At 65.8% G+C, this 24937-nt stretch carries 29 protein-coding genes and 1 pseudogene; 17 read left to right on the top strand and 13 right to left on the bottom strand.

Annotation, left to right across the window (positions count from 1 at the left end):
* The first annotated feature begins 25 nt into the window (after positions 1 to 25).
* Positions 26 to 526, top strand: coding sequence for a GNAT family N-acetyltransferase (locus ABZ293_RS14255; protein ID WP_355180567.1), 501 nt, complete (start codon positions 26 to 28; stop codon positions 524 to 526).
* 180 nt (positions 527 to 706) lie between these two features.
* Here the strand turns inward: ABZ293_RS14255 and ABZ293_RS14250 are convergent, their stop codons facing one another.
* Positions 707 to 964 (bottom strand): hypothetical protein, encoded by a 258-nt coding sequence (locus ABZ293_RS14250; protein WP_355180565.1) that lies wholly within the window; start codon positions 962 to 964, stop codon positions 707 to 709.
* Between the two features lie 5 nt (positions 965 to 969).
* Entirely contained in the window at positions 970 to 1188 is a 219-nt protein-coding gene (locus ABZ293_RS14245) for a hypothetical protein (protein WP_355180563.1), read from the bottom strand.
* Between the two features lie 718 nt (positions 1189 to 1906).
* Between ABZ293_RS14245 and ABZ293_RS14240 the strand changes: the two genes are divergently transcribed.
* Both ABZ293_RS14240 and ABZ293_RS14235 read left to right on the top strand, forming a co-directional pair.
* Entirely contained in the window at positions 1907 to 2950 is a 1044-nt protein-coding gene (locus tag ABZ293_RS14240; RefSeq protein WP_355180561.1) for a hypothetical protein, read from the top strand.
* On the top strand, positions 2947 to 3540 hold the full coding sequence (locus tag ABZ293_RS14235) for a GNAT family N-acetyltransferase (RefSeq protein WP_355180559.1): 594 nt from the start codon (positions 2947 to 2949) through the stop codon (positions 3538 to 3540). Before ABZ293_RS14240 ends, ABZ293_RS14235 begins: the two co-directional genes overlap by 4 nt.
* Before the next feature lie 342 nt (positions 3541 to 3882).
* Here ABZ293_RS14235 and ABZ293_RS14230 read toward each other — a convergent pair whose 3' ends face one another.
* Entirely contained in the window at positions 3883 to 4218 is a 336-nt protein-coding gene (locus tag ABZ293_RS14230) for a cupin domain-containing protein (protein WP_355180557.1), read from the bottom strand.
* A gap of 71 nt (positions 4219 to 4289) precedes the next feature.
* Here ABZ293_RS14230 and ABZ293_RS14225 point away from each other — a divergent pair, with 71 nt between their 5' ends.
* Positions 4290 to 5225, top strand: a complete 936-nt coding sequence (locus ABZ293_RS14225; RefSeq protein WP_355180555.1) for a helix-turn-helix domain-containing protein — start codon at positions 4290 to 4292, stop codon at positions 5223 to 5225.
* 121 nt (positions 5226 to 5346) lie between these two features.
* Here the strand turns inward: ABZ293_RS14225 and ABZ293_RS14220 are convergent, their stop codons facing one another.
* Entirely contained in the window at positions 5347 to 5520 is a 174-nt protein-coding gene (locus ABZ293_RS14220; protein ID WP_355180553.1) for a hypothetical protein, read from the bottom strand.
* 111 nt (positions 5521 to 5631) lie between these two features.
* Here ABZ293_RS14220 and ABZ293_RS14215 point away from each other — a divergent pair, with 111 nt between their 5' ends.
* The 3 genes and pseudogenes from ABZ293_RS14215 to ABZ293_RS14205 form a co-directional block, all read left to right on the top strand.
* The gene (locus ABZ293_RS14215) at positions 5632 to 6330 is read left to right on the top strand and encodes a carbon-nitrogen hydrolase family protein (protein WP_355180551.1); all 699 of its coding nucleotides are present in this window, start codon (positions 5632 to 5634) and stop codon (positions 6328 to 6330) included.
* 284 nt (positions 6331 to 6614) lie between these two features.
* Positions 6615 to 7133 (top strand): HAD domain-containing protein, encoded by a 519-nt coding sequence (locus tag ABZ293_RS14210; RefSeq protein WP_355180783.1) that lies wholly within the window; start codon positions 6615 to 6617, stop codon positions 7131 to 7133.
* A 70-nt stretch (positions 7134 to 7203) separates the two neighbouring features.
* Positions 7204 to 7317 (top strand): annotated as a pseudogene (locus tag ABZ293_RS14205) (DUF4279 domain-containing protein); the annotation flags it as partial.
* Between the two features lie 108 nt (positions 7318 to 7425).
* Here ABZ293_RS14205 and ABZ293_RS14200 read toward each other — a convergent pair.
* Positions 7426 to 8844, bottom strand: a complete 1419-nt coding sequence (locus ABZ293_RS14200) for a prolyl oligopeptidase family serine peptidase (protein WP_355180549.1) — start codon at positions 8842 to 8844, stop codon at positions 7426 to 7428.
* Positions 8845 to 9165: 321 nt separating this feature from the next.
* Positions 9166 to 10068, bottom strand: a complete 903-nt coding sequence (locus ABZ293_RS14195; RefSeq protein ID WP_355180547.1) for a TIGR03619 family F420-dependent LLM class oxidoreductase — start codon at positions 10066 to 10068, stop codon at positions 9166 to 9168.
* A 127-nt stretch (positions 10069 to 10195) separates the two neighbouring features.
* On the opposite strand from ABZ293_RS14195, the gene ABZ293_RS14190 reads away from it, so the two are divergent.
* The 3 genes from ABZ293_RS14190 to ABZ293_RS14180 are packed head-to-tail and all read left to right on the top strand — an operon-like array spanning position 10196 to position 12199.
* Positions 10196 to 10612, top strand: a complete 417-nt coding sequence (locus tag ABZ293_RS14190; RefSeq protein ID WP_355180781.1) for a YciI family protein — start codon at positions 10196 to 10198, stop codon at positions 10610 to 10612.
* A gap of 7 nt (positions 10613 to 10619) precedes the next feature.
* Positions 10620 to 10958, top strand: a complete 339-nt coding sequence (locus ABZ293_RS14185; protein ID WP_354951170.1) for a hypothetical protein — start codon at positions 10620 to 10622, stop codon at positions 10956 to 10958.
* On the top strand, positions 10955 to 12199 hold the full coding sequence (locus ABZ293_RS14180; RefSeq protein WP_355180545.1) for an RNA polymerase sigma factor: 1245 nt from the start codon (positions 10955 to 10957) through the stop codon (positions 12197 to 12199). The genes ABZ293_RS14185 and ABZ293_RS14180 overlap by 4 nt, the downstream gene beginning before the upstream one ends.
* Positions 12200 to 12434: 235 nt before the next feature.
* Here the strand turns inward: ABZ293_RS14180 and ABZ293_RS14175 are convergent, their stop codons facing one another.
* The 3 genes from ABZ293_RS14175 to ABZ293_RS14165 all read right to left on the bottom strand — a co-directional run bounded on the left by ABZ293_RS14175 (position 12435) and on the right by ABZ293_RS14165 (position 14544).
* Positions 12435 to 12941, bottom strand: a complete 507-nt coding sequence (locus tag ABZ293_RS14175; RefSeq protein ID WP_355180543.1) for an isoprenylcysteine carboxylmethyltransferase family protein — start codon at positions 12939 to 12941, stop codon at positions 12435 to 12437.
* Between the two features lie 101 nt (positions 12942 to 13042).
* Entirely contained in the window at positions 13043 to 13852 is an 810-nt protein-coding gene (locus ABZ293_RS14170) for a class I SAM-dependent methyltransferase (RefSeq protein ID WP_355180541.1), read from the bottom strand.
* A gap of 41 nt (positions 13853 to 13893) precedes the next feature.
* Positions 13894 to 14544 carry a helix-turn-helix domain-containing protein gene (locus ABZ293_RS14165; protein WP_355180539.1) on the bottom strand — a complete coding sequence of 217 codons (651 nt, stop codon included), beginning with the start codon at positions 14542 to 14544 and terminating at the stop codon, positions 13894 to 13896.
* Positions 14545 to 14925: 381 nt separating this feature from the next.
* On the opposite strand from ABZ293_RS14165, the gene ABZ293_RS14160 reads away from it, so the two are divergent.
* Positions 14926 to 15534, top strand: coding sequence for a TetR/AcrR family transcriptional regulator (locus tag ABZ293_RS14160; protein WP_355180537.1), 609 nt, complete (start codon positions 14926 to 14928; stop codon positions 15532 to 15534).
* A complete protein-coding gene (locus tag ABZ293_RS14155) occupies positions 15531 to 16115 on the top strand; it encodes a hypothetical protein (protein ID WP_355180535.1) in 585 nt (194 codons plus the stop codon). Before ABZ293_RS14160 ends, ABZ293_RS14155 begins: the two co-directional genes overlap by 4 nt.
* 196 nt (positions 16116 to 16311) lie before the next feature.
* Here ABZ293_RS14155 and ABZ293_RS14150 read toward each other — a convergent pair whose 3' ends face one another.
* On the bottom strand, positions 16312 to 17217 hold the full coding sequence (locus ABZ293_RS14150) for an ADP-ribosylglycohydrolase family protein (RefSeq protein ID WP_355180533.1): 906 nt from the start codon (positions 17215 to 17217) through the stop codon (positions 16312 to 16314).
* Positions 17218 to 17376: 159 nt separating this feature from the next.
* Here ABZ293_RS14150 and ABZ293_RS14145 point away from each other — a divergent pair, with 159 nt between their 5' ends.
* Together ABZ293_RS14145 and ABZ293_RS14140 are read left to right on the top strand one after the other, a co-directional pair.
* A complete protein-coding gene (locus ABZ293_RS14145) occupies positions 17377 to 18012 on the top strand; it encodes a hypothetical protein (protein ID WP_355180531.1) in 636 nt (211 codons plus the stop codon).
* A 148-nt stretch (positions 18013 to 18160) separates the two neighbouring features.
* A complete protein-coding gene (locus ABZ293_RS14140; protein WP_355180529.1) occupies positions 18161 to 18598 on the top strand; it encodes a heme-binding protein in 438 nt (145 codons plus the stop codon).
* A gap of 54 nt (positions 18599 to 18652) precedes the next feature.
* On the opposite strand, the gene ABZ293_RS14135 is transcribed toward ABZ293_RS14140, so the two are convergent.
* Complete coding sequence (locus ABZ293_RS14135; RefSeq protein WP_355180527.1) at positions 18653 to 18997, bottom strand: ArsR family transcriptional regulator; 345 nt, start codon at positions 18995 to 18997, stop codon at positions 18653 to 18655.
* A gap of 64 nt (positions 18998 to 19061) precedes the next feature.
* Here ABZ293_RS14135 and ABZ293_RS14130 point away from each other — a divergent pair, with 64 nt between their 5' ends.
* The 3 genes from ABZ293_RS14130 to ABZ293_RS14120 all read left to right on the top strand — a co-directional run bounded on the left by ABZ293_RS14130 (position 19062) and on the right by ABZ293_RS14120 (position 21387).
* On the top strand, positions 19062 to 19403 hold the full coding sequence (locus ABZ293_RS14130) for a putative quinol monooxygenase (RefSeq protein WP_355180525.1): 342 nt from the start codon (positions 19062 to 19064) through the stop codon (positions 19401 to 19403).
* A 369-nt stretch (positions 19404 to 19772) separates the two neighbouring features.
* Complete coding sequence (locus ABZ293_RS14125) at positions 19773 to 20216, top strand: hypothetical protein (protein WP_355180523.1); 444 nt, start codon at positions 19773 to 19775, stop codon at positions 20214 to 20216.
* Between the two features lie 277 nt (positions 20217 to 20493).
* Positions 20494 to 21387, top strand: coding sequence for a class I SAM-dependent methyltransferase (locus ABZ293_RS14120; RefSeq protein ID WP_355180521.1), 894 nt, complete (start codon positions 20494 to 20496; stop codon positions 21385 to 21387).
* Here the strand turns inward: ABZ293_RS14120 and ABZ293_RS14115 are convergent.
* Together ABZ293_RS14115 and ABZ293_RS14110 are read right to left on the bottom strand one after the other, a co-directional pair.
* Complete coding sequence (locus tag ABZ293_RS14115; protein WP_355180519.1) at positions 21374 to 21820, bottom strand: VOC family protein; 447 nt, start codon at positions 21818 to 21820, stop codon at positions 21374 to 21376. The two genes, ABZ293_RS14120 and ABZ293_RS14115, sit on opposite strands and share 14 nt — an antisense overlap.
* 229 nt (positions 21821 to 22049) lie before the next feature.
* Positions 22050 to 24791, bottom strand: coding sequence for an AAA family ATPase (locus ABZ293_RS14110; RefSeq protein ID WP_355180779.1), 2742 nt, complete (start codon positions 24789 to 24791; stop codon positions 22050 to 22052).
* Positions 24792 to 24937: the final 146 nt, after the last annotated feature.

Below are 24937 nucleotides of genomic sequence, written 5' to 3'. Positions count from 1 at the left end.
AGGCCCACCGCGCTACATTGCCCAGATGACCGATTCCCCGCACCTGCGCCCGGCCCGCCCCGACGATGCCGAAGCCATCGCGGCGATCTGGTACGAGGGCTGGCGCGACGCCCACCTGGGCAATGTCCCCAACGAACTCATCGCCGTCCGCCCGCAGGAGTCGTTCGCACCGCGGGCCACCCAACGGATCGCCGATACCACCGTCGCGATCATCGATAACGAGGTGGCCGGTTTCATCATGGTCCTCGACGACGAAATCGACCAGGTCTACCTTTCCCGCCGCCACCGCGGCACCGGCACCGCACCGGCCCTACTCGCGGCCGCCGAACAGCGCATATCCGGCAGCGGCCATGCGCAGGCCTGGCTGGCCGTAGTCCCGGGCAATGCCCGTGCCCGCGCCTTCTACACCCGCAACGGCTGGACCGATGGGGGCCGGTTCACCCATCAAGCCCCCGGCCCCGACGGCCCGGTCCCCGTTCCTGCCCACCGCTATGTCAAACAGCTCGCCGGATTGCCGGAGGACTGAATCGCTCGAAGCGTGTGGGGAGTTTCAGACCGGATGCTCGTCTGGGTGGACAGTCGACGCGCCGTAATCGAGCGTCGGTGTGCCCGAAGCGGTCGAGATCTGCGTCGTCGCGGGCTGCACCCTGCGGAAGGTCGAATCCGCTTGTCCGCCAGTGTGTTCGAGATGCCAGATGTCGCACGCTCAGGAGTTCTCCGTATCGCGAACACTGATCGGCGTGATCGCTATCGCGTCGGCTCTGTCCAGATCTGCATCGGAGTCCGAAATCCAACCGCCTTCGCCGACCGGGCTCAGCCAGCCGTCGGACACACGCTGATAGATCGGAACGCTATCGACAGGGGCGAGGTCCAGCTTGTGGTGTGTGTCCTCGTGGAATGCCGCGAGCAATGCGCCCACGGACGGAGCGATCTCATTCGCCGGGAACGGAGCTACCTCGAACATCCGGCTTACGCCTCCAATGGGTTAGGCAGATCCTGCAAATCCACCAGCGCGGCCCAGTAGTCGTCTCGAAGCGCGTCCCACAGGTCCGCATGTTTCGGGAGCAACTCCCGAGCGGCAGCCAGATCGGGATACGGGTCGAACATCACCGTTCCGGGTTGCACCGCCGTGAACTGCGCGCGCGACGGCAAGCAATAAGCGGTGAACGACTCGGACGTGAACTGCACGCGCAGGATCCGCGCCGCACACCCCACCAATCGCCACACCGCAACCTTGCGACCATCCCGGGTTTGCGTGGTACGCAACCTATCTCGGTGCATCACTCCCCCTCGCGGTTCGTATCGACTCCCCAGCACCGAGACGACTCTGCGAGTAGAGATCGGCCAGCCCATTCCCGAACGGCATCCGCGAACCGCTCGACCACATCGGGCGCAATGCCCTCATACGCGGCTGGCGGCCCGACAAACGGATCTCGCTGCGGCAGTTGCGAATTCGTCACTGTTCCTCCCCTTTCAGATGCGGTCGATGCATCCGACACCACCCGCCGCGAACGGATCAGCGGGCGAGGGCTACGAACCAACACCCTGTACCGAATGTCCATAAAGCGTCGCCGACCAGCTAGTTCGATCCCAGGCACAGAACCGCACACAAGTAATACGCTTCTGATACCGAGCGTTGTTGGCGCGAACAGGGGTGGCGATGATCGTCAGCAAATGGACAGGTGTGGAGGTGAAAGCCCTTCGCATAGCAGCTCTGCGTATGACGCAGGACGACTTCGCCGCGAAGGTTGGCTACGAGCCGCCGACAATCAGGAAGTGGGAAAAGACTACGGCAGACCGCCCGGTTCGCGGGAAGTCTGCACAGGATCTGGACTCACAGCTTGCGCGTCTCAATGATCAGCAGGCGCAACGGTTTCGGGCGGCGGTAGCCGACGATAACCTGGCAATGACTGCGCGATACATGCCATGGGAAGTCGAGGGCGACGAAGTGAAACGGCGAGAGTTCGGAGTCATGCTCGGGACGGCAATTGCGCTGCCTGCCCTGGACTCCGCACCGAAGCCGAGCCGCCTCGGAATCGCCGAGGCCAATCGCCTCGCGGCGAATGTTGAGGACTTCGCCCGGCGCGAGCAGACAGTAGGCGGTGCAGCGCTGGTGCAGACAGCCGTAGACGAACTGGAATGGGCGAAAGCCGCTCTGGAAACATGCGCCTTCGACGAGCAAGCAGGCACGGCGTTCATGCGCGCAGCGGGCGAACTCGCAACAATCGCGGGTTGGTTGGCTTTCGACGCGGAGATGCACCTTCTTGCGCGTCGCTGCTATGCCGACGGGTTCGCATTGGCCAACCAGGCTGGCGACGACGGACTGACCGTCCACATATGCCTGAACGCCGCGCATCAGGCGATCACCCTGTCGCGCACCGGTCGAGGAAACCCGTACCGCGCACTCGGACTTATCGGACGTGCGCAAGACCTGAGCCGCGGTCGCCCACCGAGCCGCATCCACGCGCTGATGGCGATCCGCGAAGCACAAGCATACGGCGTGCTCGGCGACCGTGCCCGATTCGGCAGAGCTGTTGCCACTGCTTGGCGTGAACTCGATTTCGCGCTCGAGCACGAGTCGCCGGACGAGTGCCCACGATGGCTTCGGTTCGTCACGACTACCGAGATCCGATCCCACGAAGCCCGCGGTGTCGGCGACCTCGGAGATCTGGAAAAGGCGGCAACCCTGTCTGCGGGACTCGCGCTCGAGCAGGCAGGTGCCCGCAACGCGGCGAATTACCGAGCAGGCTGGGCCGCCGCCCTGGCGAATGTAGGAGACATCGAAGCCGCTACCGCCCAAGGGGTTTCGGTCCTCACCGACCTCGAGCGAGAGATCTCTTCGACCCGCACACTCAAACTCCTTGCACCAGTTTGTGATGCGGTCGAGGGGTATTCCGACGAATTCCGACAACGATTCGACGTTCTGGCGAGAAAGGTCATCACCGCATGAATCCGGGCCAAAACGCGACAGGGCTCGAAAACCTGGTGTTCCACCACCTGACGGCCGCACAGGCCCGCGATCGGCGCACAGAGGTCGAAGACATCTTCCGCGGTTCCTACATTCGGGCGATCGACACCGGCGAGAAGTTCGAATCGCCGGACGCGTTTATGCACCGCTTCGACGCATACACCAGCCCCAGCCGCGCCGCCGGATTCGAGTTGGTGATCGCAGAACTCGACGGGCACACGTGCGGTCAGGCATGGGGCTGGCCACTGCCCGAGAACACCGCGTGGTGGGGCGGGCTCGAGTTGGACGAGGAAAACGCAGCCGAGTTCACCGCCGAGAATGGTTCCCGCACATTTGCCCTCAGCGAAATCATGGTCCGATCCGAGCTCACCGGCCGCGGCATAGCCCATGCGCTCCACAACGAACTCCTCGACGCCCGACCCGAACCCCGCGCAACGCTTCTCGTCCGCCCCGACAACTCCCGCGCGTACACCACCTATCGCAAGTGGGGCTGGCATCGGGTCGGCACCCTAAAACCGAGCTGGCCCGACGCCCCCACATTCGACGTGCTGATTCGCGACCTGCCCACCTGATCGGAAGCACCTGACCGAACACAGGTGCGCGCGATCACGATGATGCCAGGCGGATCACCCGAGAACCACGACAACCGTTGCAGCGCAAATGATCTCGCGGCGAAAATTGCTCGACCTGCTCGCCAACGTTCGACAGTGCCGCATCCAGATACCTCCTGCCATATCGAGCCCTGGGTCCGAGATCTGTCGAACGTAGTCGAAGGGTGGTCGCCCAGGCCGATTCGACAGCCAAATGACTACGCTCGGCGAGCAGTCGGAGTGGGTAGCGCAGCAAGGTAATTGGACGGGGCAGTTGGGGGCGGGATCCTCATCGAGCCCAGGGGCGTGGGGCATTGTCGTGTTCTAGCCTTCCGGGTAGAACACGAACAGGGTGCAGCCGGTTGTGGTTGCCGGAACATGCCAGGACCCGGCCGGGGCGTGCAGAAAGGTTCCGGGCGGGTAGTCGCGGGCGCCGTCATTGAACGTGCCCGCGACCACGTAAACCTCCTCCGGGCCGGGGTCGTGGACGTCGCGGCGCGGCCACGAGGTGCCCGGATCCATCTCCAGCATGTTGGCGTGCGCACCGGAGGGCCCGGTCCACAGCGGGCGGACGCGGATCCCTGGGAAGAGGTCGCGGACCGGGGATTCATCGACGGAAACAGAGGTGTAGCCCTCCTGGGCAAGGATCTCGGGGTGCATGCCTGCAACGGTGCCGTTCGCGACCGGCGTCGGAAAGTGTCCGATACGACATCAAGGGGTACATTTCTGCCATGCATCGCGTGGTGGCCCTGGTGCGGCCGGTGCAGTCAACGTTCGAACTCGGCTGCGCCGTCGAGGTATTCGGCACCGAGCGGGCCGAGCTGCCGCAGCACTACGAGTTCGAGGTGTGCACGGAAGAACCCGGCCCGGTGCCGACGACAGCCGGATACGCGATCTCGGTCGCACATGACCTTTCGGTACTCGCATCCGCGGACACCGTGCTCATACCCGGCTGGGCGCCGGTGCAGGCGCCGCTGTCGCCGCCCGTGCGTCACGCACTGCTGCGGGCACATGCCCGTGGGGCGCGGCTGGTCACGATCTGCTCCGGAGTTTTCGCGCTGGCGCGCACCGGGCTGCTGGACGGCCGCTCGGCTACCACACACTGGGCTCGCGCGACGCAGCTGCAGCAGGAGTTCCCCCGGATCCGTGTGCAGCCGGACATGCTCTACGTCGACCACGGCGATGTCGCTACCAGCGCCGGAGCGGGCGCGGGTATCGACCTGTGCCTGCACCTGGTCCGAAAGGACCACGGGGCCGCGCACGCCGCTCTCCTCGCGCGACACATGGTGATGCCGCTGCACCGCGACGGCGGCCAGCGACAATACGCCCCGCCCGCAGCGCCCACGAACGCACTGGACGGGCTCCTCGACTGGGCCGAAACACGCTTGGGGTCACCGCTGTCGGTGCGTGATCTGGCCGCACACGCCAACGTCTCGCCCCGCACACTGGCCCGACGCTTCACCGATCACCTCGGCACGAGCCCGGGCGCATGGTTGTTGTCGCGCCGGGTCGCCGAGGCACGCACCCTACTGGAACAGACGGACCTACCGGTCGAAGCCATCGCGGCCCGCGTCGGCCTCACCTCGGCGGTCAACCTCCGTCGCCGCTTTCGCGCTCAGGTCGGCACAACCCCGGGCGCATACCGCCGGGCGTTCCGGACTTCCTGACGTGTCCTGTGTCAGTGATTCGTCCTCGTCGGGGTGCCTCTGACCTGCGGTGAGGAATCTTGACTGGCAATACGACGCTGATCAGAACTGCCGAGATGCCTTGGGACGAGCCGATTTGCCATTAGATCTTGCTCGAATCCGCGTGTGTTGAGGATCGATGGCGGAACCGGCGCACCGGCCGCACATCCTCGAACCGCACTGCTGTGCACGAGGACAGCGTCAGCCGCTGCTGGGCGCCGACCGCATCGACGAAGTCCACCTCGACCAGGGGCCTGCCCCCATTCGACAGCTGCATCGGCCACCGGCCACCATCCCGCGCGATACGATCAAGACAACGAGCAAACCGTAGTGGCAGAACTGGCGGAACGAGCAAGATTCACTGTCGCAGAAGAGAAATGAGGGGTCGGTGCGGAAAGCCTTGCGGATCGCTGTTGCGCAACCTCGGTGCGTATCGCATGCGGTAGCCGCCAACGTGCAGGCGCATGTCGAGCTGATCCGGGCCGCGCGGGCACGGGTGGTGGTATTCCCGCAGATGTCGCTGACCGGCTTCGAGTTGGATGCCGACATTGTTGCGCCGCAAGATACTCGGCTGGCTCCCATCGTTGCCGCGTGCGCGGACACCGGAACGATCGCGTTGGTCGGGGCACCGACGCCGGGACCGTCGATCGGTATTCTCGCCGTCGATCACCGCGGAGCGTCGGTCGTCTACCGGAAGGTGCACCTGCACGGCAGCGAGTCCGACCGTTTCCGTTCCGGCGAGCCGACAGCACTGGAAGTCGACGGTTGGCGTTTGGGCCTTGCCATCTGCCGAGACACCGGGATCGCCGAGCACGCGCGGCGGACTGCCGCGCTCGATATCCACGGCTATGTGGCCGGTGTGGTGCACAGCGCGGAGGAGGCGGCACTCCTCGGCGAGCGCGCCCGCAACGTGGCGACCGAGCACGGCGTGTGGGCAGCCACCGCAGCGTTCGCCGGCTCGACTGGCGGTGGGTTCGCACGGACCTCCGGACGTTCGGGCATCTGGTCGACAACAGGTGAATTGCTTGCCCAGGCAGGACCAGACCCCGGCGAGTTCGCCTGCCACACCTTCGAACCAGGCAGTTGAGCAAACTGTACTGACAGAGACACGGGAACGAGCAAGATCGACTGACAATAAGGAAGATCTACTGCCACAGGACATGACGCCAGGGAACCGCGCCCTACACGAATCCGACTCGAGCTGTCCTGTCTCAATGAATCTGGCCAGTGCCAGATCCATTGACCTTGTGGATTGGCCAGATTGATCGAGACACGATCCTTCATCGGGTCTCAGTATTTCTGGCCGGTGTGGAAATTCGCCCGAGGCTGGATGGTTCGTCGGCCAAGTCCTGGGTCTAGCCTGCGATGGTGATGGATAGGCTGCATCGTCCTCTGCTGTTCCTCGACGTCGATGGACCGTTGATCCCGTTCGGCGGGGCATCTGGGCATGAGTCGGATTCATCGCCCCTTCCCGCGTGGCAGGATGGAGCCAATCCGCTTCTGGCGCATCTCGATCCCGGACTCGGGCCGCTGCTGTCGACCCTTGCCTGCGAGTTGGTGTGGGCAACGACCTGGATGCACGAGGCCAACCATTCGGTCGGTCCAGCGCTGGGCTTGCCGACGCTGGCGGTGGTGGACTGGCCTGAGCGACCGGACGATCGCATCGACGAATGGTTCGGGCTGCATTGGAAGACCCGAACATTGATCGAATGGGCGGCGGGACGATCATTCATCTGGATCGACGACGAGATCGGTGACGGCGACCGGGAATGGGTGTCAGCGCATCACGGTGGTCGAGCCCTTTTGCATCGCGTTGACCCTCGGATGGGACTGCAGCGCAATGATTTCGCCACCATCGTCGAATGGATTGATGCGTCCGCCGACAGATAGTTGAGTCGTCGGCCTGTCGCGTGTCTGGTGGGATCTTCGCCGTGAAGATGGCCAGTACTGCTATTTCTCGGTGAGGAGCACCTCGTTGTCTGCTGCGGAGATGACCGCGCGGCTAGGGCTGGAGCCGGACGAGGTGCTCGTTATGGGCAGCCGGTACCCCAGACGTGTCCTTCCGCGCTTCTATGCGTGGCAGATCCTCCACCGCAGACAATCTGCACCGCAGTGGATCTCACTGCTCAGATCGCCCGCCCGGCGGCAGAGAGTGCATTCGCATGGACCGACAGAAACCGGCTCATCGGGGGAGCAACTGCCAGTGCAGCGCCCACGGCACAAAGGCCGCCGCCGCCGCGAGCAGCACAATCGTCTGCCAGCGCAGCAGTGCGTCCATCCGGCCTCGCGCCCGCCACCCCGATAGTCCCAGGACGACTGCCGCCACGGGCACCGCCAAGGTCAGCCCGCGCACCAGCAGCCAAGGCAGCGGCTGCCCGGCCGCGAATGACGTCAGCGGCATTCGACCACCCACCGCCAATATCCCCACCACATAGACCACGCCGCCCAGCGCCGCCAGTAGCCCGGTGACCGACACCGCCCGGGCCGCCCATCGAACTTCCCGCGCACTCCCGGATAGCTTGCGCCGCAGCACCATCCGCCCGATAGCCGACAGCGGATAGACGGCAAAGCCGAGGAGCAGCGCGGCCAGCGCCGCGTACTCGAGACTGGGGTGGTCGCCCGGTGCGCGGCTGCTCATGGTCTGGGCCGGGGCCGCCGCGGCCCCGCTGGGCGGCGCCTGATCTGCGGCGACCGAATGGATCCAGTCGGTGATCACGTCGGCATAGCCGGGGCCGAGTTCGCCCAGTGGCTTGTCCTGGAACAGCTCTCCTCCGACCGTGTCGAAGCCGTCAGTGGTCCGATGCCCATTGTGCCCGGCATTCGGCACGAAACGCGTTGTGACCGAATGATTCCCTGCGGTCGCGAGTTCCCGCTGAAAGATCGTGGCACTCTCGGCGCCCGGGACCTTCACATCGTGGTCACCCCACAGGGCCAGTACCGGCACACGCACCTGCCGCAGCGCCGGCAGCGGGTCGTAGTCCGCCTCCGGGAACACCCCGGCTCCGTCGACCACGGCCGCGCCCGGTCCGCTCACCGCATCCGACAGGCCTCCCGAAATACCCTTGTGCCGTAGCAGATTCGCGAGAAGCCAGGTTTGGGTGCGCAAGGGTGTCAGGCCGGAGCCGCCGATGGTGACCACGAATCCCACCGTCGTAGACCGCGACGCCGCGAGCATCGCCACCCAGCCGCCCTCACTGAACCCCCACAACCCGACATGCTCGGCAGCTACGTCGGGTCGGTTCCGCAGCAGCCGCACCCCGGCGAGCGCATCGTCGGCCAGCACTCCGAAATCCCGGCGGAGAGTGGAGTATCCGGCCGTCCGCTTGTCCACGACCAGCGTGGTGATGCCCGCCCGCGCGAAGGCTTCTGCCTCTGGCCGGTATTCCGCCCGCGGCCCCGGCCCCGATCCGCCGACGAGCACAATCCCCGGATGCTGCCCGGCACCTGCGGGACGATAGACCGTGCCGTACAGCGTCACCCCGTCGCTGTTGAACGCCACCTGTTCCTGCCCCGGATCCGCTTGCGGAGGCTGCGCTTCGGCCATTCCGCCGCCGATCCCACCGCACATCAGAACCAGCATCGCAACTATCACCACTCGCATGCCGGAAACGTATGCCCACCAACCGCTCCCGGACATCACACCGTGGTACCGACACTCCTCCCCCTGCGGTATCGGCCGGGCCGCCGCAACAGCGCTACCTGGGCTCGGCTGGTCCGGATGGTCGTACCGGCCCGACCATCCGGTTACGACCACGGCAGCCGCCCGATGCTGAAGTCCGCCCTGGAATACGCACACACATCGGCATGCCGATGGTTGAGATGTCATGTGGCTGAGGCCAGGTCGGCGGACAGGATGTAGTTCAGGCAACCAGCCGATCCAGCGATGCGATTCTGCCGTCCATGGGACATGAGGTCGAGTCTGTCACCGGGGGAACGTTGGCAGGTCGAGTTCGGCCGCAAGCGCTTCCAACAGTTCAACCTGCTGCTCTGGGGCGGAGGACAGGAGATGGAGCGCGATGTGCATCTCATCAGCGCCGACGGCCGCGGCCTGGTCGAGTTCGTTGAGCACGGCGTCGGTGAAGGCATTGGGAGAGAGTTGATGACGGGCCGGGATCACGTTCACCACGACGGTGCCAGTGCCGCCGGCGGCTCGGTACCAGCTGACGTGTGTATGGGTGTCGTCCCAGTCGACAGCGGTGGTGATATAGCCGTCTCCGATACGGGCTGCCCGTTCGATGGTCTGGCGGGTGATCGCGCCGATGAACAGGGGGATGGTGTTTCCGGATGGTTTCGGGCCGACCATGGACGGCGGGATCTGGTAGTGCTCACCACGGAACTCGACGGGGTCGGGGGCCCAGCAGGCCCGCATCGCGGCGATGTGCTCGACGAATCCGGCTCCTCTGCGGCCGACCGGCACGCCTGCGGCGGTGAACTCCTCGGGGATGTAGAACGGCGGCACCCGCGTGCCGCCGCCCTGGCCGACACCGACGTCCAGCCGCCCCCCGGACAGCCGGTCGAGCGTGGCCAGCCTGCGGGCCAGGATGATGGGCGGCTGGAAGATCGAGTTCACGATGTCGGTGGTCACGCGGATCCGCCGGGTGTGCGCGGCCGCCCAGGTCAGCATCTCCAGTGAGTCCCAGGCGTGGGACTCGGGCAGGCCGGCGTCGTTGTTCCAGTGTTCTCCAGTCGGGATCAGAAGCCGGTCGCTGGCGGACACGGCGTGGAATCCGAGCCGTTCGGTCGCCTGCGCCACCATGACGACTGCGTCGGGGCCGGCGTAAGGGTCGATGTACGGCAGGCTGACGCCGATGCGTGGCAGGTTCATTCATATACTCCGGTGATCGCCGTTAATTCGAAACGTCCAGGTGGGGCGCTCTTCGGAGGGGTAGTCGGAGTCGGCGGCAGATTTTTGCGGTGCGTTGCCGCAAGAATGCGCTAACGGCTCCGACTTGATGGTGAACGGCGCCGAGGGGCGCTGCCCGACCATCGAAGGAGACAACGTGAAGTTCTTGTTGATCATGCACAGCAACCCGCAGATCTGGGATGCGCTGACGGAGGAGGAGCGCAACGCGGTGATGCGCGGCCACGGCGCGTTCATGGAAACCATCACGAAGTCCGGGGAGATGATCAGCACCACCGCGCTGGCCGACCCGTCACAGAGCGCGGTGGTCAGGGTCCGGGGCGGCGTCGCGGCTGTGACCGATGGGCCCTACCTCGAAAGCAAGGAGTACCTCGGCGGCTACTACCTGGTGGAGTGCGACAGCCAGAAGCGTGCCTTCGAGCTGGCGGCGCTCATCCCGGACGCCGGCGTCGAGGGCCTCGGCATCGAGGTGCGGCCGGTGGTCTTCGCGGGCACTGCCGACGGCTGAGCACGCGGTGAAGTTCCTGCTGAATCTCTATCTGAGCGCCGCGGCCCTACCGGGAGCAGAGTTCGACCACGAGCAGTTCCTGGCCGCAGCCGAGCAGACAGGGGAACTGATCAGCGGTTACGTATTCGCCGATCCGTCCATCAGCGCCGTGGTACGGGTTCGGGACAGCGTGGTGACGGTGACCGAGGGGCCGTATCTGCTGACCCCGGATCATGTCGCCGGCCAGTACTTGGTCGACTGCGAAAGCCGGGAGCGCGCCGTGGAACTGGCCACCCTGATATCGAGCGGTGAGATCGGCGGCGTGGAGGTGCGACCGCTGATGGACTCGGCCGGGATGGAGATGTGAGCACGCCCGAACGGCTCGAGGACCTGCTGCGTGAACTGGCGCCGCAGGTCCTCGGCACGCTGCTGCGCCGCTACGGCGGGTTCGAGGAGTGCGAGGACGCGGTCCAGGAGGCGTTGCTCGCCGCGGCGACCCAGTGGCCCGTTGAAGGCATCCCGGAGAGCCCGCGGTCCTGGCTGGTCACCGTCGCTGCCCGCCGACTGGTCGATCAGGTACGCAGCGAGCAGGCACGCCGCCGCCGCGAGGTCACCGCAGCGATGCGGGAGACGCCGGACACCGACCTCCTGCCGCCGCCCGGCGACGAAGACTCCGGCGATCAGGACGACACGCTCGCGCTGCTGTTCCTGTGCTGCCACCCTGCGTTGACCCCTACTTCGCAGGTCGCGCTGACGTTGCGGGCGGTCGGCGGACTCACCACTGCCGAGGTGGCGCGGGCTTTCCTCGTGCCGGAGGCCACCATGGGGCCGCGGATCAGTCGTGCCAAGCAGCGGATAAAGGCCACCGGAGCGTCGTTCGCGATGCCGGGTGCTCAGGAGTGGGCTGAGCGGCTGGATGCGGTCCTGCATGTGCTCTACCTGATCTTCAACGAGGGCTACACCGCCAGTTCCGGACCCGACCTGCACCGCGGTGAGCTCACCGCAGAGGCGATCCGGCTCACGCGCATGCTGCACCGATCCTTGCCGGACGACGGTGAAGTCGCCGGGCTGCTGGCGCTGATGCTGCTGACCGACGCCCGCCGTTCGGCCCGCACCGGCCCAGGCGGGGCCCTCATGCCGTTGGCCGAACAAGACCGGAACCGGTGGGACGCCACCCTGATCGACGAAGGCGTCGCGCTGGTGACCGATGCGATGTCCTCCTCGCCGCTCGGTCCGTACCAGCTTCAAGCAGCTACCGCCGCGCTGCACGTCCAGGCGCCCCGAGCCGAGGACACCGACTGGGAACAGATTCGCATCCTGTACGGAATTCTCCGCCGGATCGCACCGAACCCCATGGTCACACTCAATTACGCTGTCGCGGTCGCGATGACCCGCGGCCCTCAGGCCGGATTAGAACTGCTGGAAACACTGGACAGCGATCCCCGGATCACCGGTCACCACCGCCTCTACGCCGTCCGCGCCCACCTACAAGAGCAGGCAGGCGAATACGCCGCAGCTCGAGCGAACTACCGAGTAGCGGCCCGGCGTACCACAAGCCTGCCCGAACAGCGTTACCTGCGGGACAGGGCAGACAACCTGGACCGATAGCGATCAGGTCAGCATCGCAGGCTCCATCCTGCCGTTGAACCGGACGATAGCGCCGCAGTCCTTCGTAAGAGACACCCTGGCGTAGTTCGCGAGAGGGACGGTGCGACCTATCTGCCAACCACATCTGGACTGCGCAACCTGTTGCATCCGGCGACTTCGAAACCGCCGCTTCGGCCCGGACTCGGTGCGGTACACCTACCCGGTCCCGCGCCGGAATCCCGGCCAGGCCAGCGGACTACCTCGTCTCCTCATCCGGGTGCCACGGTGTAAGCCGAGGTACCCATGGGCGTACGGCCGCCCGGTACCGCTCGTATTCGACACCGAATGCGCGCTGCAGGGTGGGTTCCTCATAGAACCGAACGAACAGCGCTTGGCCCGCCGCGATAATGAGCCCGTACCAGGCCAGTGACCACTGGCCCAGGAGCAGCGCCTGGCCGCAGACGATCGCCACGACCGCGAGGTACATCGGGTTGCGGACGAAGCGGTTCGGGCCGCCGACGACCAGATGTCGGGTCGGTGCGATCGGTGCTGGCGTGCCCAATCCTTCCACGGCGAACCGGTAGATGGCGTCCAGCAGGACCGGAAGTCCCAGGACGATCAGAGCCGCACCGACCAGACGGAGCGCAGCGGGGGCGTGCGTACTGTGCCAGCCCGTGATCAACCAGGGCAGCAGACCCGCGACCGTGCCGGGCACGACGATCGCGAACACAGTGCTGCCCAGGATCGAGCGAAGGCGGCCCATGCGGGGAGGATACTGCCCACGATCGGAACTTTCTGGCGTCGAGACACTGCCGAACTCTCTCGTCCGGTCGGCAGCCCCGGCTCGGGCGCGGATCGTGTTCGTTACTTCGCCCTGGCGACAGCCTGAACGGCCCGCAGGCGTCCGTCGGCCAGTGCATCGGTGAGGTGCTCGGCTCTTGCGCGGAAGTTGGGCACAAATGCGTGCAGTCCGAGCGGACTGGGCGGCATCGCCAGCACGGTGCGCATTGTTGTCACTGTTGTCGCGGTGAGGTCCGCCCAGTGCTCGACGGCGAAGCCGGCCGACTCGATTACCGCACGCAACTCCTCCGGAGTGGCCAGGTGACTGTGCTCGGGCCCTTCCGCCCAGGGCAGCGGATAGTCCAGCGCGCCGCCGTCACCGGCGACGATGTCCCACACGGCGAGTCGGCCGCCCTCGGCGGTCACCCTGCGTGCCTCGCGGTAGAGCCGATCCTTGTCGGCCACGTTCATCTGGACGTGCTGGCTGATTACCACCTCGAAAGCGGAAGCGGCGAAAGGAAGTTCGGTTACGTCGGCCTGGCGGATGGTGATCCGATCATCCATGCCCACGAGGCGATTGAGCCATCGCGCGGTGTCACAGTATTCCGCGACCATATCGACGCCGGTGACTCGGCAGCCGAAGCGGGCTGCGAGATACCGGGCGGTGCCACCGATGCCGGTGCCCGCATCGAGCACCTTGGTCGCGGGAGTCAGGTCGAGCAATTCCGCGAGCTGATGGGTCGCGATACGTCCGCTGGCGTGGTAATCCTCGAGTAGCGCGAGATCTGCGGTCTCGAGCCGATCGAGGTCCTTTCCCGCCGCGACGAGGGCTCGCTCGATGTTGATCCGGGACACGCCGGTCGCGTACTGGGCCGGGATTTGTGTATTTGTCATATCCGTTCTTTCTTGTTGTACCGACGCCTGCGCCGGGCAATTCACGGATGGCCCGGTTCCCTCCCGACGGGGCGGAGACGGGTGAGCACGTCGCGGCGGCCACGGGTGGTCAGCCCGAGCTGCATGGCCTGCTCGATATCGATCACGCCCGTGAGCACGCCGAGCACCGCGGGCGGTGGTCCGTCGAGGACAAGGTCGGGATCCGCGACCTCACCGATGCGCGAATCGACCCGCCCCGCGCCGACCTCGACGACGGCATGCGTATCGCCCGAGCAGAGCTGAATGATCGCCGACGGCTCCTCCGGATCGATGTCGGCGACAAACCACGCCGGTGCGTAGGCGAGCCATTGCGCCAGGAAGGCGTCCTCGGGCCGCATATCCGTCATATAGCGAAGACCCCAGAGCCCCAAGGCCTTCAGCGCGGGCTCCAGTGCCAGTCCGGTCTCGGTGAGCCGATAGAGGGTGGTCGCTACAGGCGGCGGTGCATCCTCTCGGCTGATCAGTTCGACCTGTTCGAGCTCCCGCAGCCGGGTCGACAACAGGTTGGCGGCGACACCGGGCAGCCCATTCTTCAGATCGGTGAAGCGGCACGAACCCTGCAGCAGAAGCTCACGAATGATCAGCAGCGTCCACCGGTCTCCCACAACGTCGAGCGCCTTGGCGATCGAACAGTACTGGTCGTAGCTCCGCATACCACCATCGTATCGCAAAGAAGGTAGACAAAAACTACTTATAAGTTGAAATTTTCTACTATTGACTTCGCGGGTGAATCCCAGCGCGGTTTGCCGACGAATTTCGGCTGCTCGACGAGTGCCTGCTCCGTGTTCGATGGGATGCCCGGCCGGATCCGCTACGACAACCTCGAGGCTGCCGTCGCCAATGTCTCGGGCTTTCACCGCCAGCGGACCGAAACCGAGCGGTGGACCGCGTTCGGGTCGGCCCATGGCATCGACGCATTCCACTGCCGTCCCATGAAGGCACGCATGAGAAAGGCGGCGCGGAAGGCGATCTCGGCCGCTCCTGTTCCCGATTCTCACTTGTGTTAGACACTAACAGTTGTTAGCGTCTAACATATGGGCAGCAAGCCGGGGCTCCGCGAGACCCACAAGGCGCGCACGCAGCGAACGATTCAGGAACAGGCGATGCGCCTGTTCACCGAACGCGGCTACGACGCCACTACCGTTGCCGACGTCGCCGCCGCGGCAGGGGTGTCGTCGATGACGGTGTTCCGCTATTTCCCCACCAAAGAAGACCTCGTCCTCGCCGACGAATACGACCCGATCATCGTCGAACGGATCCAGGCCCGGCCGTCAGGACAGTCGCTGATGCGCCGCATCGGCGCCGCACTGGTGGAGGCAGCCGCCCAGCACACCCCAGCCGACCGGGCAATGCTGCTGACCCGGTTGCACCTGGGCCTATCGGTGCCCGCGCTACGGGAACGAATGTGGGACGGGCAATACCGCACCCAGCGATACATCGTGGAAGCACTCCGCGGTGACCACACCGAACCACAAGAGGAGTTCGAACTCTGGGTCGCCACTGGCGCTTGCCTGGCCGCGGCAACCGCAGCGATCGTGCGCTGGGCCGAAAACGACGGGCACGACGACCTTCCCGAGCTGATGACCACTGCCCTGCACCTGATCACACCACCCGACCGACCGCACACCAGGAGCCATCCATGACCGGAATCCGGCGAGTAGTCACCGGCTACGGACCCGACGGCAAAGCCACCGTCGTCTCCGACGATCGCATCGAATCGACCAACCCCGACCACGGCGACAAATGGTCCATCTGGGCCGCGGACGCCCCCGTCCGGCTACCGGACGACGGAACCCCGCCACCGTTCCGCGGTCCTTTGCTCCCGGCTCCCGGCGGCTTCCACATCACCGTGTTCACCCTGCCGCCCCGCTTCAACCCCGACGACCTCTGGGGCACCGACGATCCCGCCGCACGGGAAGCGATGTTCAAAGCCGGCACCGACCCCGACACCCACCCGCTCGTCGAGGACCCCAACCCCTACGGCTACGGCGTCGCCAAGGGAGCCTCCACCCTGCACACCACCGCCTCCATCGACTGCCTGATGCAGATCTCCGGCGAATCCGTCTTCGTCCTGGAAGACACCGACATCCGGCTCCAACCCGGCGACTGGCTCATTGTCAACGGCGTCCCACATAGCTGCCGCAACGACCACGACGAACCCGCCGTCCTCGCCGGCATCGTCATCGGAGCCCACCACGACGGCGTCCCACTGCGAACCAACTGACGACACACAGGCACCGGCCCGAACACGCCAGCCTTCATCAACAAACGACGTCGACAGTTCGCCGCCATGGCCGACAACAGCAATCGAATGATCTGCCTCATGATCGGCGGGACACTCGGCTCGCCGCCGCAAACGAATTCCCGGACCAGCTGACAACCGATATACGGCACTACCGAATGTTTGCTGATGATCGGCGTCAGGCTGTCGCCCAGCCGGGCAGGGGCTCACGCGCCGACAACCACTGTTCCGGTATTCCGCGCGTCGTGCCTCGACTTCCGATCCCGGTGTGTGCTGCCACGATTCCACCGACGATCGCGGCCGTTGTGTCCACATCCCCGCCGGCCTCGACGCATGCGGTGACGGCGGCCGGATAGTCATCGAGGAAGGTAGCCGCTGCCCACAGCGTGAACGGCACCGTGTCCTGAGCGCTGACCTGCGCGCCGTTGCCGAGTTCGTACGCTGCTTCGGCTACCGATCGGCCGAGTAGCTTCCGAGCTCGCCGGACACCGTCCGCGGTCCGACCTTCGACCAGATACGGCTCGACAACATGCAGCAATTCACTTGGTACACAGCCCTTTCCACGCGTCGCCGCAGCATGGCTCGCCGCGGCGGCGACCACCATGGCACCTACGATCGCTTCCGGGTGCCGATGGGTGACCTCAGCGGAGAGCGCGGCCTGCGCGGCCGCTCGACGCAGATCTCCAGCGAAGTACGCCCCGAGCGGGGCGACCCGCATCGCGGCTCCGTTTCCCCACGATCCGCGCCCATCGAAAGCAGCTCCGGCCGCTTCGCCCCAGGGGCGCCCATCGCGAATCTCGTGCAGCACAACGACTGTGCCGCCGCCGTAGCCACGATACGGTTCGCACCGATCAGCGAATGCGGCCGCGAGCGCATCCCGGTTGACGCAGCCGCGGCCACGGACTTCCGAGTACACCGAACAGGCCATCTCGGTGTCGTCGGTCCACTGCCACGGAGCCGCTGGCGTTCGCCCCGCGAGGAGATCAGCTACGGAGCAGCCGGGCACGAAGAACTGAGCACCCAGCGCATCACCAACAGATAAGCCATCAAGACTGTCATACGCGAAATCGGAAACCAGCGGCATACGGCGGCCAATATTGCCAACCGCAACCAGCTACCGCAACACTCGGCACGAGCGTTGTGGTGCGGAGCACGGTTACGTCGGCCAGAATCGAGCAATGCTCGGGTGGATGCACCGGTCCGGCCGAGCCGATTGCGGGGCACTCGGGACTATGGTGCTGACATGCGACCGGAGAATTTGGTTGTCGCCGCGGTCGATGTCGGCAAACTGGCGAATGTCGGCTGGTGGCGAATCGCCGGAATCGACGCCAGCGGCGGCCGCGACTTGGATGATCTCGTCACATGTCTCGCGACCGACCTCCGGGCAGGCCGGTCGGTGGCACTCGGATTCGAAGCGCCCCTGTTCATCCCGAACCCTCCCACAGCAAGTGGACTCGGACGACAGCGAGTCGGTGAGGCAGGGCGTCCCTGGTGCGCCGGCGCGGGAACCATCGCACTCGCATTCGGCGTTCAACAGGCCACCTACGTCTTGCACCGGGTCGCCCATGTGCTCGATCGCCCGATATGCGGCGGAGTGGACGCGGAAGATCTCTTCGACGGCTCACTCGACTTGCTGATCTGGGAGGCGTTCGTATCGGCGGGCGCCAAGGATCGCACTGCCACCGACCCGCACATCTCCGACGCGCGAGCAGCGGCCGAGGAATTCGAACGCCGCGCCGCCACCGGCGCTATCCGATCCGACATCACCGACACCCACGTTCTCAATCTCGCCGCCACCGCGCTCATCACCTCCGGACTCGCCACCGATCCCGCCCTGCTGACCACCCCGTGCCCAGTGGTCAAGGCACCCATACTCTGACCACGCGACTCGCGACCGTTCAGCGGCAGCAGCGGATATTGCCGGGCCTGGCGTGGGCGGCGACGTGGCTCCGGCGGGTCGACGCACGGTCACATCTGTTGGTACCAGGCTGGTTTGCTTCAGTTCGGCTCCGACTAGGTTCGAGTCCATGACGGAGAATCCTCGACTTCCCGGACTGACCTTGGCCGATGCCGACTGGCTAGTGGCATCCGCGCTGGCGGTCGGCGCCGAACGCGGCTTCCCGCCACTGGCAGTGGCCGTGATCGATGTGAGCGGCGCGGTGATCGTCCTACGGCGCGCCGACGGCGGCATGCCGATGACCAGCCGGATCGCTGTGGCCAAGGCGCGCACTGCATTACTGTCGTTGCAGCCATCGGGTCTGATCAAGCTGCCGGGCCCGATCGTCGACAGCATCCAACACCTCCACGACGGCGACTTCATTCCATTCGCCGGTGGCGTCCTGATCACCGATAGCGGGGTGGTTCTCGGAGCAGCCGGTGCTTCTGGGGCGCACGCAATCGAAGACGAGGAAGCCGTGCAGACCGCTACGGAGCGGTGGCATGAATACCGCTCTCGCACAAAGTAAACGACACCTCGTTCAGCACCGTGCACTCGGCCGGACCGAATGAGGCAGGCCCGGTCAAGTGCTGTCGCGATCGCCTGACACCGTGGAGGTCTGCATCTCGGTACGGAGAAGTTCGATCAGGGCCGGGAAGCGTTGCTCCAACTCGCCCCGCCGCAACTGGGCCATATTGCTGTTGCCTCGATTCACCTGACGAATCAGACCGGCCTGACGCAATACTCGAAAGTGGTGCGTGAGCGTGGCTTTCGACACCGGCAGATCGAATGAGCTGCAATGCCGCTCGGTTCCATCGGGCGCGGCCAACAAGGTGAGTACCACCCTGCGACGGTGCCGGTCCGCCAATGCGGAGAACACCGCGCCTAGATCCATATCCGCCAAGGCCGGTTCGTCACTGTCCGACACGGTGAAATCTCCTCACACAAGGTATGACTTGCATCGTACCTCGAGCCCCGCTACCGTCCGAGGTATGACAGATTTCGTACCTTCCGTCGATACGCCCTATGCCTTGGTCGGTTTCGCCCGCCCCAAACCGGAGCGCGCCGCCGAACTTCGAGAACTGTTGCTGTCGTTCGTCACACCGACTCGGGCCGAGGACGGCGCACTCGAGTACCACTTCCACGAGGACAAGAATGACCCGGACACGTTCGTCTTCTACGAGGTATGGCGATCGAAAGCCGACCTCGACAGACATCTGGCACTGCCCCACCTGCAGGCATTCTGGAACAACCGAATGGACTACCTCGAACAGGACCTCGACATCCGCTGGCTGACCATGCACAGCCCCTACCCCCGGCCGATCGCGCCGTAGCAATGGCGTCGGCCGCGGAGTTCGGTATCACGCTCCGAGGCAAGACCGATACGAACTCGAACGTCCCGCCGGTCAGCCGAGTCGATTCCGCACGAACCGAGGGGGAAGAACTGTGGCCGGATAGTGGAACGTGTCCGCCGGGGCCACCGATATCGGGCAGAACCGATACCGGCCAAGGGATCTCGATGAGATGATCGCCACGCCCCGGCGTCTACGAGAACGCTTCACGCGGTCGATCTGGTTCGATACGCTAACTGACGGAACGACTTCCGCTACGCGCCGCTGCGATGTCGCGGGGTCCGTCCGGGCCATATTGCCGGAGCGGGTAGTACGGCCGCGAATTTTGTTACGCGGGAAGGACATCGACTGATGACAGTGCGGCGAGCGGCGGCGGGGGTCGCGGTGACGGCCGGGGTCGGTGCGTTGGTATGCGGAATACTGGCGACGCCAGCGGAGGCGGATCCGCTGCCGCAATGGGCGCCGCTCGGCACCACGCTCTACACCTTCGGCGATGCGAATTTCTGTACCGGCGCGATCAGCGTGGCGGTGGAGGCCGCGCCGCATCAGCCCGGCCACGTGCTGGCGCACGTGACACCACTGGGTTATCAGCGCGGGCCGTGCGGCAATCACGTGATGCTGGGCTGGGTCGGCTCTGCGGGCGCACGGTCGCAAGAGGTGTATGTGCACACCGATGCGGCGCCGGGCGCCACGGTGACCGTTGACCTGTGGATGGGGATGGGACCCGCCAAGATCATGGCCGACACGTGGCCGATCCAGGGCCCGTTCGCGGAGTGGTATCTGCTGGTGCCCTAGCCGCGCGCCGGGTGCGGGCCGCAAAACGGGCAACGGGAGCGGGTCGCAGTTCGGGTCGACTGCCGGTACTGGGAGGTTGCCCCAGGGCAGGGCGGTTGCATCCGGGTGTCCACACCGCGGTCCACTCGGGTCGTATGATCAAGTTGATAACCAGCTCTACCCATCGACAGCAGCATGTTCGCCACGCCGACAAGAGGGCTCCCCTTTCCTCGCTCGAGCGCAACCCTGGATTCCGACTTGTCGGCCATGACCTTCAGGACACTCCGAGGACGGCATTATGCGTACCGAAGGCGATACCTGGGACATTGTGAGCAGCGTCGGCATGACCGCGCTCGGCGTCGCGGCCGCGCGCGCGATCGAGACGAAACGGCCCGATGCCCTGGTCCATGACGAATACGCCGCCCCGTTCGTGGTGGCATCCAGCGATTCGGACATGAACCGACTGATCACCGATTCGACGTTGTGGTCGCAGATCCCGTTCACCTCTGGGTTCATCGGATATCGAAGTAAGTTCTTTGACGATTTCTTCCTGTCCGCGGCGGCGGCCGGAGTGACCCAGGCAGTGATCCTGGCTGCCGGGCTCGATGCCAGGGCCTACCGGCTGGATTGGCCGAGGGACGAGGTCGTGTTCGAGATCGACCAGCCCAAAGTGCTGGAGTTCAAACGTCAGGTGCTCGCCGAATCCGGCGCCGAGCCGAGGTCGGACCGGCGCGAGGTGGCCGTTGATCTGCGCGACGACTGGCCCGCGGCGCTCGTCGCGGCAGGCTTCGACCCGACCTCGCCCACCGCATGGTCGGCAGAAGGGTTGCTGCCATATCTGCCAGGCGCCGCACAGGATGCCTTGTTCGCGAGAATCGGTCGGCTTTCGGCACCCGGTAGCAGACTGGCGGTGGAGACCATCGACACCAGCGTCGATATTTGCCGTATCGCCGATCAGGAGTCGGAACTCCTGAAGGACACCCCGTTCGGCAAGGTCGACCTCGCTTCGCTGTTCTACACCGACGACCGCACCGATCCGGCCGAATTGCTCACCACCCACGGCTGGACCACCTCGAGCCTGGGCCTGCGGGAACTGGCCACCCGCTACGACCGTCCCCTGGCACCGGTCCCCGAGCCGCTGGCGGAAATGTTCGACAGCACGCAGTACCTGACAGCCATCAAGCCGTCCTGAGCTGCTCGGCCAGTGCGACGATGATGCCTTCGGGGCCGCGGAGGTAACAGAGTCGATAGCTGTCCTCGTACTGCTCCAGCTCGCCGATGAGTTCGGCGCCGTGGGTGTGCAGGCGGGCGATGACGTCCTCGATGTCCTGGACGGCAAACATGATGCGGCGTATGCCCAACGTGTTCGCCGGTGCGATTTTCGGCTCAGCGATGATCGCTGCCGGCGTGCGGAACGTCATCAGCTCGAGTCGGCCGTGGCCATCCGGTGTGCGCATCATCGCAACGTCGACTCGGATGCCGTCGAGCCCGACGACACGGTCTGCCCAACGGCCCTCGACCGGCGCATTGCCCTCCAGCTCCATGCCGAGTTCGATAAAGAACGCAGTAGCAGCCTCGAGGTCATCGACCACGATGCCCACGTTCTCCATGCGTTGGATCGTCATTGGTGCTCTCCCGGTGTCGTGGGCTACGCCTTTCGTAGCCCTGCACCTGGTAGACGGAGCCGGTGCGGGGTTCTCGACATGGAATCGCGAATCGATTTCCGATGGTTCGTTCCGGTCTGGGCTCTGAGCTTGGGTGGCTATTCGATGGCAAGGCCGATGAATTCGTGGACCGAGCTGGATGACGCTCTATCACCTGCATACGTGACCCCGCCCGGCGCCGGGTGCGAGGTCAGCTCGCGGGAACGCTGTGCAATACGTTGGCCAGCTGGACTCGTGACTGTATGCCGAGTTTGGCGAAGGCGGACCGCAGATGAGTACCGACCGTATTGACGGAGATGCCGAGTTCGGCGGCCGCGGACTTGTTGGTGTGGCCCGCGCCGATGAGGGCGGCGACCCGGCGTTCGGATGGGGTCAGCGCTGCCCAGCCGTTGGCGGCTCGGGTCGGCACAGCAGACCACTTCGCGCGGCGGGCACCGGCTTCCCGCATGACCTTCTGGATCTCGGTGGTCTTGGCCCGGGCACCCATGCTGTGGAATTCGTCCCAGGCGTGATCGAGTGCGGTGAGTCCGCCGATGCGGTCCCCGGCGGCGAGCAGGGCACGGCCGTGGGATTCGGCTCCGCCCGCGCGCAACAGCGGGCGCGGGCTGCGGGCGAGGACCAACGCAGCCCGGCCGATCAGATCCAGATCACCGGCATTGCGCCCCCGCAGATTCAGCGCCATGCCCTCGAAGCTGGCGACACCTGGATTCCGGATCGCGGCTGCTTGCGCGACATCGGTTGCCGCGGAGGTGAATTCGCGATCCAGTGCCGCATCGCCGAATTTGAAGAACACGCCGGTCCAGCAGGGCCACAGCGGCCAGTAGCCATTGCATTCACCGGCGCCGTCCAGGACCGGCCGCCAGATATCGAGGGCAGTGGGGAAATCGCCGCGCGCGGCCGCGACCCAGCCGCTCATGACGCCGACGACAGGTCTGCGGGTGCTGTCGTCGCCGCGGGAGATGTCCTGGGCGATCAGCATGTGCGCGGCGGCGGCATCGGTATCACCGCGCAGCAGCGCCACCGAGACGCGCACCATGATCGCGTCGAGGATGTGGTTCGTATTGCCGAGCTGGCGGCTCGATTCGGTCAGGGCGCCCGCTGCGGCGTCGGCCTCGTCGAGACGGCCGAGGTTGTAGTCCTGCCACATCTGCGCACAGCTCAGGGCGGGCAGTATCGGTTCGACCGCGGTGCGGCGGTCGGTGCGGGCCTGATCGAGCAGCGCTTGGGCGTGGTCGTATCGATCCAGGAACTGCAGTTCGGTGATTTCCTCTGCGAGATACGAGACGCCACCGAGCGCGCGCAGCTCCCGGAAGTAGGCGAGCGCGGTGCGGTGGCGCGCGTCGTTCTTGGCGGCCTCCCCGGCCGCCTGCAGGGCCAGAGCGATGGCCTTGGGGTCGTCGACCGTGCGGGCGTGGGCGAGCGCGGCTTCGCTGCATCGGATGGCGTCGCTGCCCTTCGCCACGTAGGTGTTCGCCAGGGCCGAGGCGGCCCGCAGGCGCGCACCGGCCTCGGGAAGCAGTGTTCGCTGCCGGAGCACACGCTCGGTGCGCGCGATCAGATCGGCAATGCGGCCGCCCAGCCAGAGTGCCTGGGCTGCTTGGGTTTCCACCTCTGCGATGAGGTTGTCGTCATCGAGGCGGGCCAGTATCAGGTCGGCGACGGCGATTGCTTCGGCGGAGTGCTGGGTGCGGCACAGGACCGCAAGGCAACGGCGGCCGAGATCGAGCCATTCGGGCTGGTCGGGTCCGACGGTTCGGAAGGCGAGCGCGGCCAATTCACCGGCTTCATCGAGATTCGTCGGCATCAGGGTCTCGGCTGTCGAGATCAGTGCCGCCGCGCTGGTGAGATCTCCGGGGGTGGCCGCCGCACGCGCATGCGACGCAGCGCGGAGGGGTTCGGTGACCTCGGTGAGGTAGTAGTCGGCGAGGGTGCGATGCAGTGCGCGGGCGCGAGTCTTGGGAATGCAGGCGTATACGGACTCGCGCACCACGTCGTGGCGACAGGTCAGCATGTCCGCATCGGCATGCACGAGACCGGATTCGAGAGCCTCGGCGAGCGACTCCGACCAGCCCTGCGCCGAAGTGGATGCGGTGAGCGCGACGAGATGCTGTATCGGCACCGGCCGGTCGGCGACGGCGACCATGTGGACCATGCCACGCGCCGTATCGCCGAGCTGCGCGAGGCGTGCGGCGACAGCTGCGCTGAATTCGACTGCCACGGTGTCGGATTCGTTGCGGGCAGCGGCACGTGCGACATTGTCGATGAGCTGTACGCCCAGCCGTGGATTGCCGCCGATGGCGTCGAGATATCCGCGCACCCGTTCGCCGGGTATGCGTCCCAGTCGATCCTGGGCGATCGCTACGAGGCCCGCCCGCGTCAACGGCGCCAGGTCCAGTCGTTCGACGTTGCTCACGTCGTAGGCGAGCAGATCGGGGCCGAGATCGTCCTTGCCTGTGGTGAACACCCAGACGATCGGCAACCCCGTCAACCGTGACAGCAGCTCTCGGAGGATCGAACGGCTGGCGTGGTCGGCCCGGTGCAGATCGTCGATGGCAATGAGCATCGGGGCGCTGGCGGCGAGCGCTGCCAGCTCGGTTGTCACCGCCTCGACGAATACCAGCGGGTCAGCGACGCAGTCGAGGAGGCGGTCGTAGGTGGCCGGGGCGAGGAGCGGGTCGCGTCCGCTGCGGAGCAGGGTGAACACCGGTGCCCCCGGGCGGGAGTCGTCGATGTCCTCGCACCGGCTCGACGCGACACGCATACCCATGCGTGTGGCTTGGCGGCAGATCTCCGACAACACCGCGGTCTTGCCGATACCGGGCGGGCCGCAGACCGTGACGATGCCGCCTGCGCCGTGTCGGCAGGCGCCGCGCAGCACGGCCAGCGCCCTGGTCATCGGTTCGCTTCGGCCGCGCAACGGTCCGGAAAACACCAAGGACCATCCTTTCGCCACATACACCGCAAACCATCTCACCTGTTTGCGGCAGAGACTGCGTTACCTGCTCATGTGGATAATTCGAGGGTACGTCTCAGGTGCGGCAGGCGGTCGAATCTCGCGGTCCGCGCGGTGAACATCGC

It is taken from the genome of Nocardia sp. NPDC005998, from assembly GCF_040614395.1.
GTDB lineage: Bacteria > Actinomycetota > Actinomycetes > Mycobacteriales > Mycobacteriaceae > Nocardia.
Note: the sequence above shows the minus strand (reverse complement) of the source record. Positions and strands in the feature narration are given on the sequence as shown.

Coding starts and splice junctions, on each gene's coding strand:
- ABZ293_RS14255 (WP_355180567.1), top strand. CDS start 26: ATGACCGATTCCCCGCACCTGCGCCCGGCCCGCCCCGACGATGCCGAA.
- ABZ293_RS14250 (WP_355180565.1), bottom strand. CDS start 964: ATGTTCGAGGTAGCTCCGTTCCCGGCGAATGAGATCGCTCCGTCCGTG.
- ABZ293_RS14240 (WP_355180561.1), top strand. CDS start 1,907: ATGACTGCGCGATACATGCCATGGGAAGTCGAGGGCGACGAAGTGAAA.
- ABZ293_RS14235 (WP_355180559.1), top strand. CDS start 2,947: ATGAATCCGGGCCAAAACGCGACAGGGCTCGAAAACCTGGTGTTCCAC.
- ABZ293_RS14230 (WP_355180557.1), bottom strand. CDS start 4,218: ATGCACCCCGAGATCCTTGCCCAGGAGGGCTACACCTCTGTTTCCGTC.
- ABZ293_RS14225 (WP_355180555.1), top strand. CDS start 4,290: ATGCATCGCGTGGTGGCCCTGGTGCGGCCGGTGCAGTCAACGTTCGAA.
- ABZ293_RS14220 (WP_355180553.1), bottom strand. CDS start 5,520: ATGCAGCTGTCGAATGGGGGCAGGCCCCTGGTCGAGGTGGACTTCGTC.
- ABZ293_RS14210 (WP_355180783.1), top strand. CDS start 6,615: ATGGATAGGCTGCATCGTCCTCTGCTGTTCCTCGACGTCGATGGACCG.
- ABZ293_RS14200 (WP_355180549.1), bottom strand. CDS start 8,844: ATGCGAGTGGTGATAGTTGCGATGCTGGTTCTGATGTGCGGTGGGATC.
- ABZ293_RS14195 (WP_355180547.1), bottom strand. CDS start 10,068: ATGAACCTGCCACGCATCGGCGTCAGCCTGCCGTACATCGACCCTTAC.
- ABZ293_RS14190 (WP_355180781.1), top strand. CDS start 10,196: ATGGTGAACGGCGCCGAGGGGCGCTGCCCGACCATCGAAGGAGACAAC.
- ABZ293_RS14175 (WP_355180543.1), bottom strand. CDS start 12,941: ATGGGCCGCCTTCGCTCGATCCTGGGCAGCACTGTGTTCGCGATCGTC.
- ABZ293_RS14170 (WP_355180541.1), bottom strand. CDS start 13,852: ATGACAAATACACAAATCCCGGCCCAGTACGCGACCGGCGTGTCCCGG.
- ABZ293_RS14165 (WP_355180539.1), bottom strand. CDS start 14,544: ATGCGGAGCTACGACCAGTACTGTTCGATCGCCAAGGCGCTCGACGTT.
- ABZ293_RS14160 (WP_355180537.1), top strand. CDS start 14,926: ATGGGCAGCAAGCCGGGGCTCCGCGAGACCCACAAGGCGCGCACGCAG.
- ABZ293_RS14155 (WP_355180535.1), top strand. CDS start 15,531: ATGACCGGAATCCGGCGAGTAGTCACCGGCTACGGACCCGACGGCAAA.
- ABZ293_RS14150 (WP_355180533.1), bottom strand. CDS start 17,217: ATGCCGCTGGTTTCCGATTTCGCGTATGACAGTCTTGATGGCTTATCT.
- ABZ293_RS14145 (WP_355180531.1), top strand. CDS start 17,377: ATGCGACCGGAGAATTTGGTTGTCGCCGCGGTCGATGTCGGCAAACTG.
- ABZ293_RS14140 (WP_355180529.1), top strand. CDS start 18,161: ATGACGGAGAATCCTCGACTTCCCGGACTGACCTTGGCCGATGCCGAC.
- ABZ293_RS14130 (WP_355180525.1), top strand. CDS start 19,062: ATGACAGATTTCGTACCTTCCGTCGATACGCCCTATGCCTTGGTCGGT.
- ABZ293_RS14125 (WP_355180523.1), top strand. CDS start 19,773: ATGACAGTGCGGCGAGCGGCGGCGGGGGTCGCGGTGACGGCCGGGGTC.
- ABZ293_RS14120 (WP_355180521.1), top strand. CDS start 20,494: ATGCGTACCGAAGGCGATACCTGGGACATTGTGAGCAGCGTCGGCATG.
- ABZ293_RS14115 (WP_355180519.1), bottom strand. CDS start 21,820: ATGACGATCCAACGCATGGAGAACGTGGGCATCGTGGTCGATGACCTC.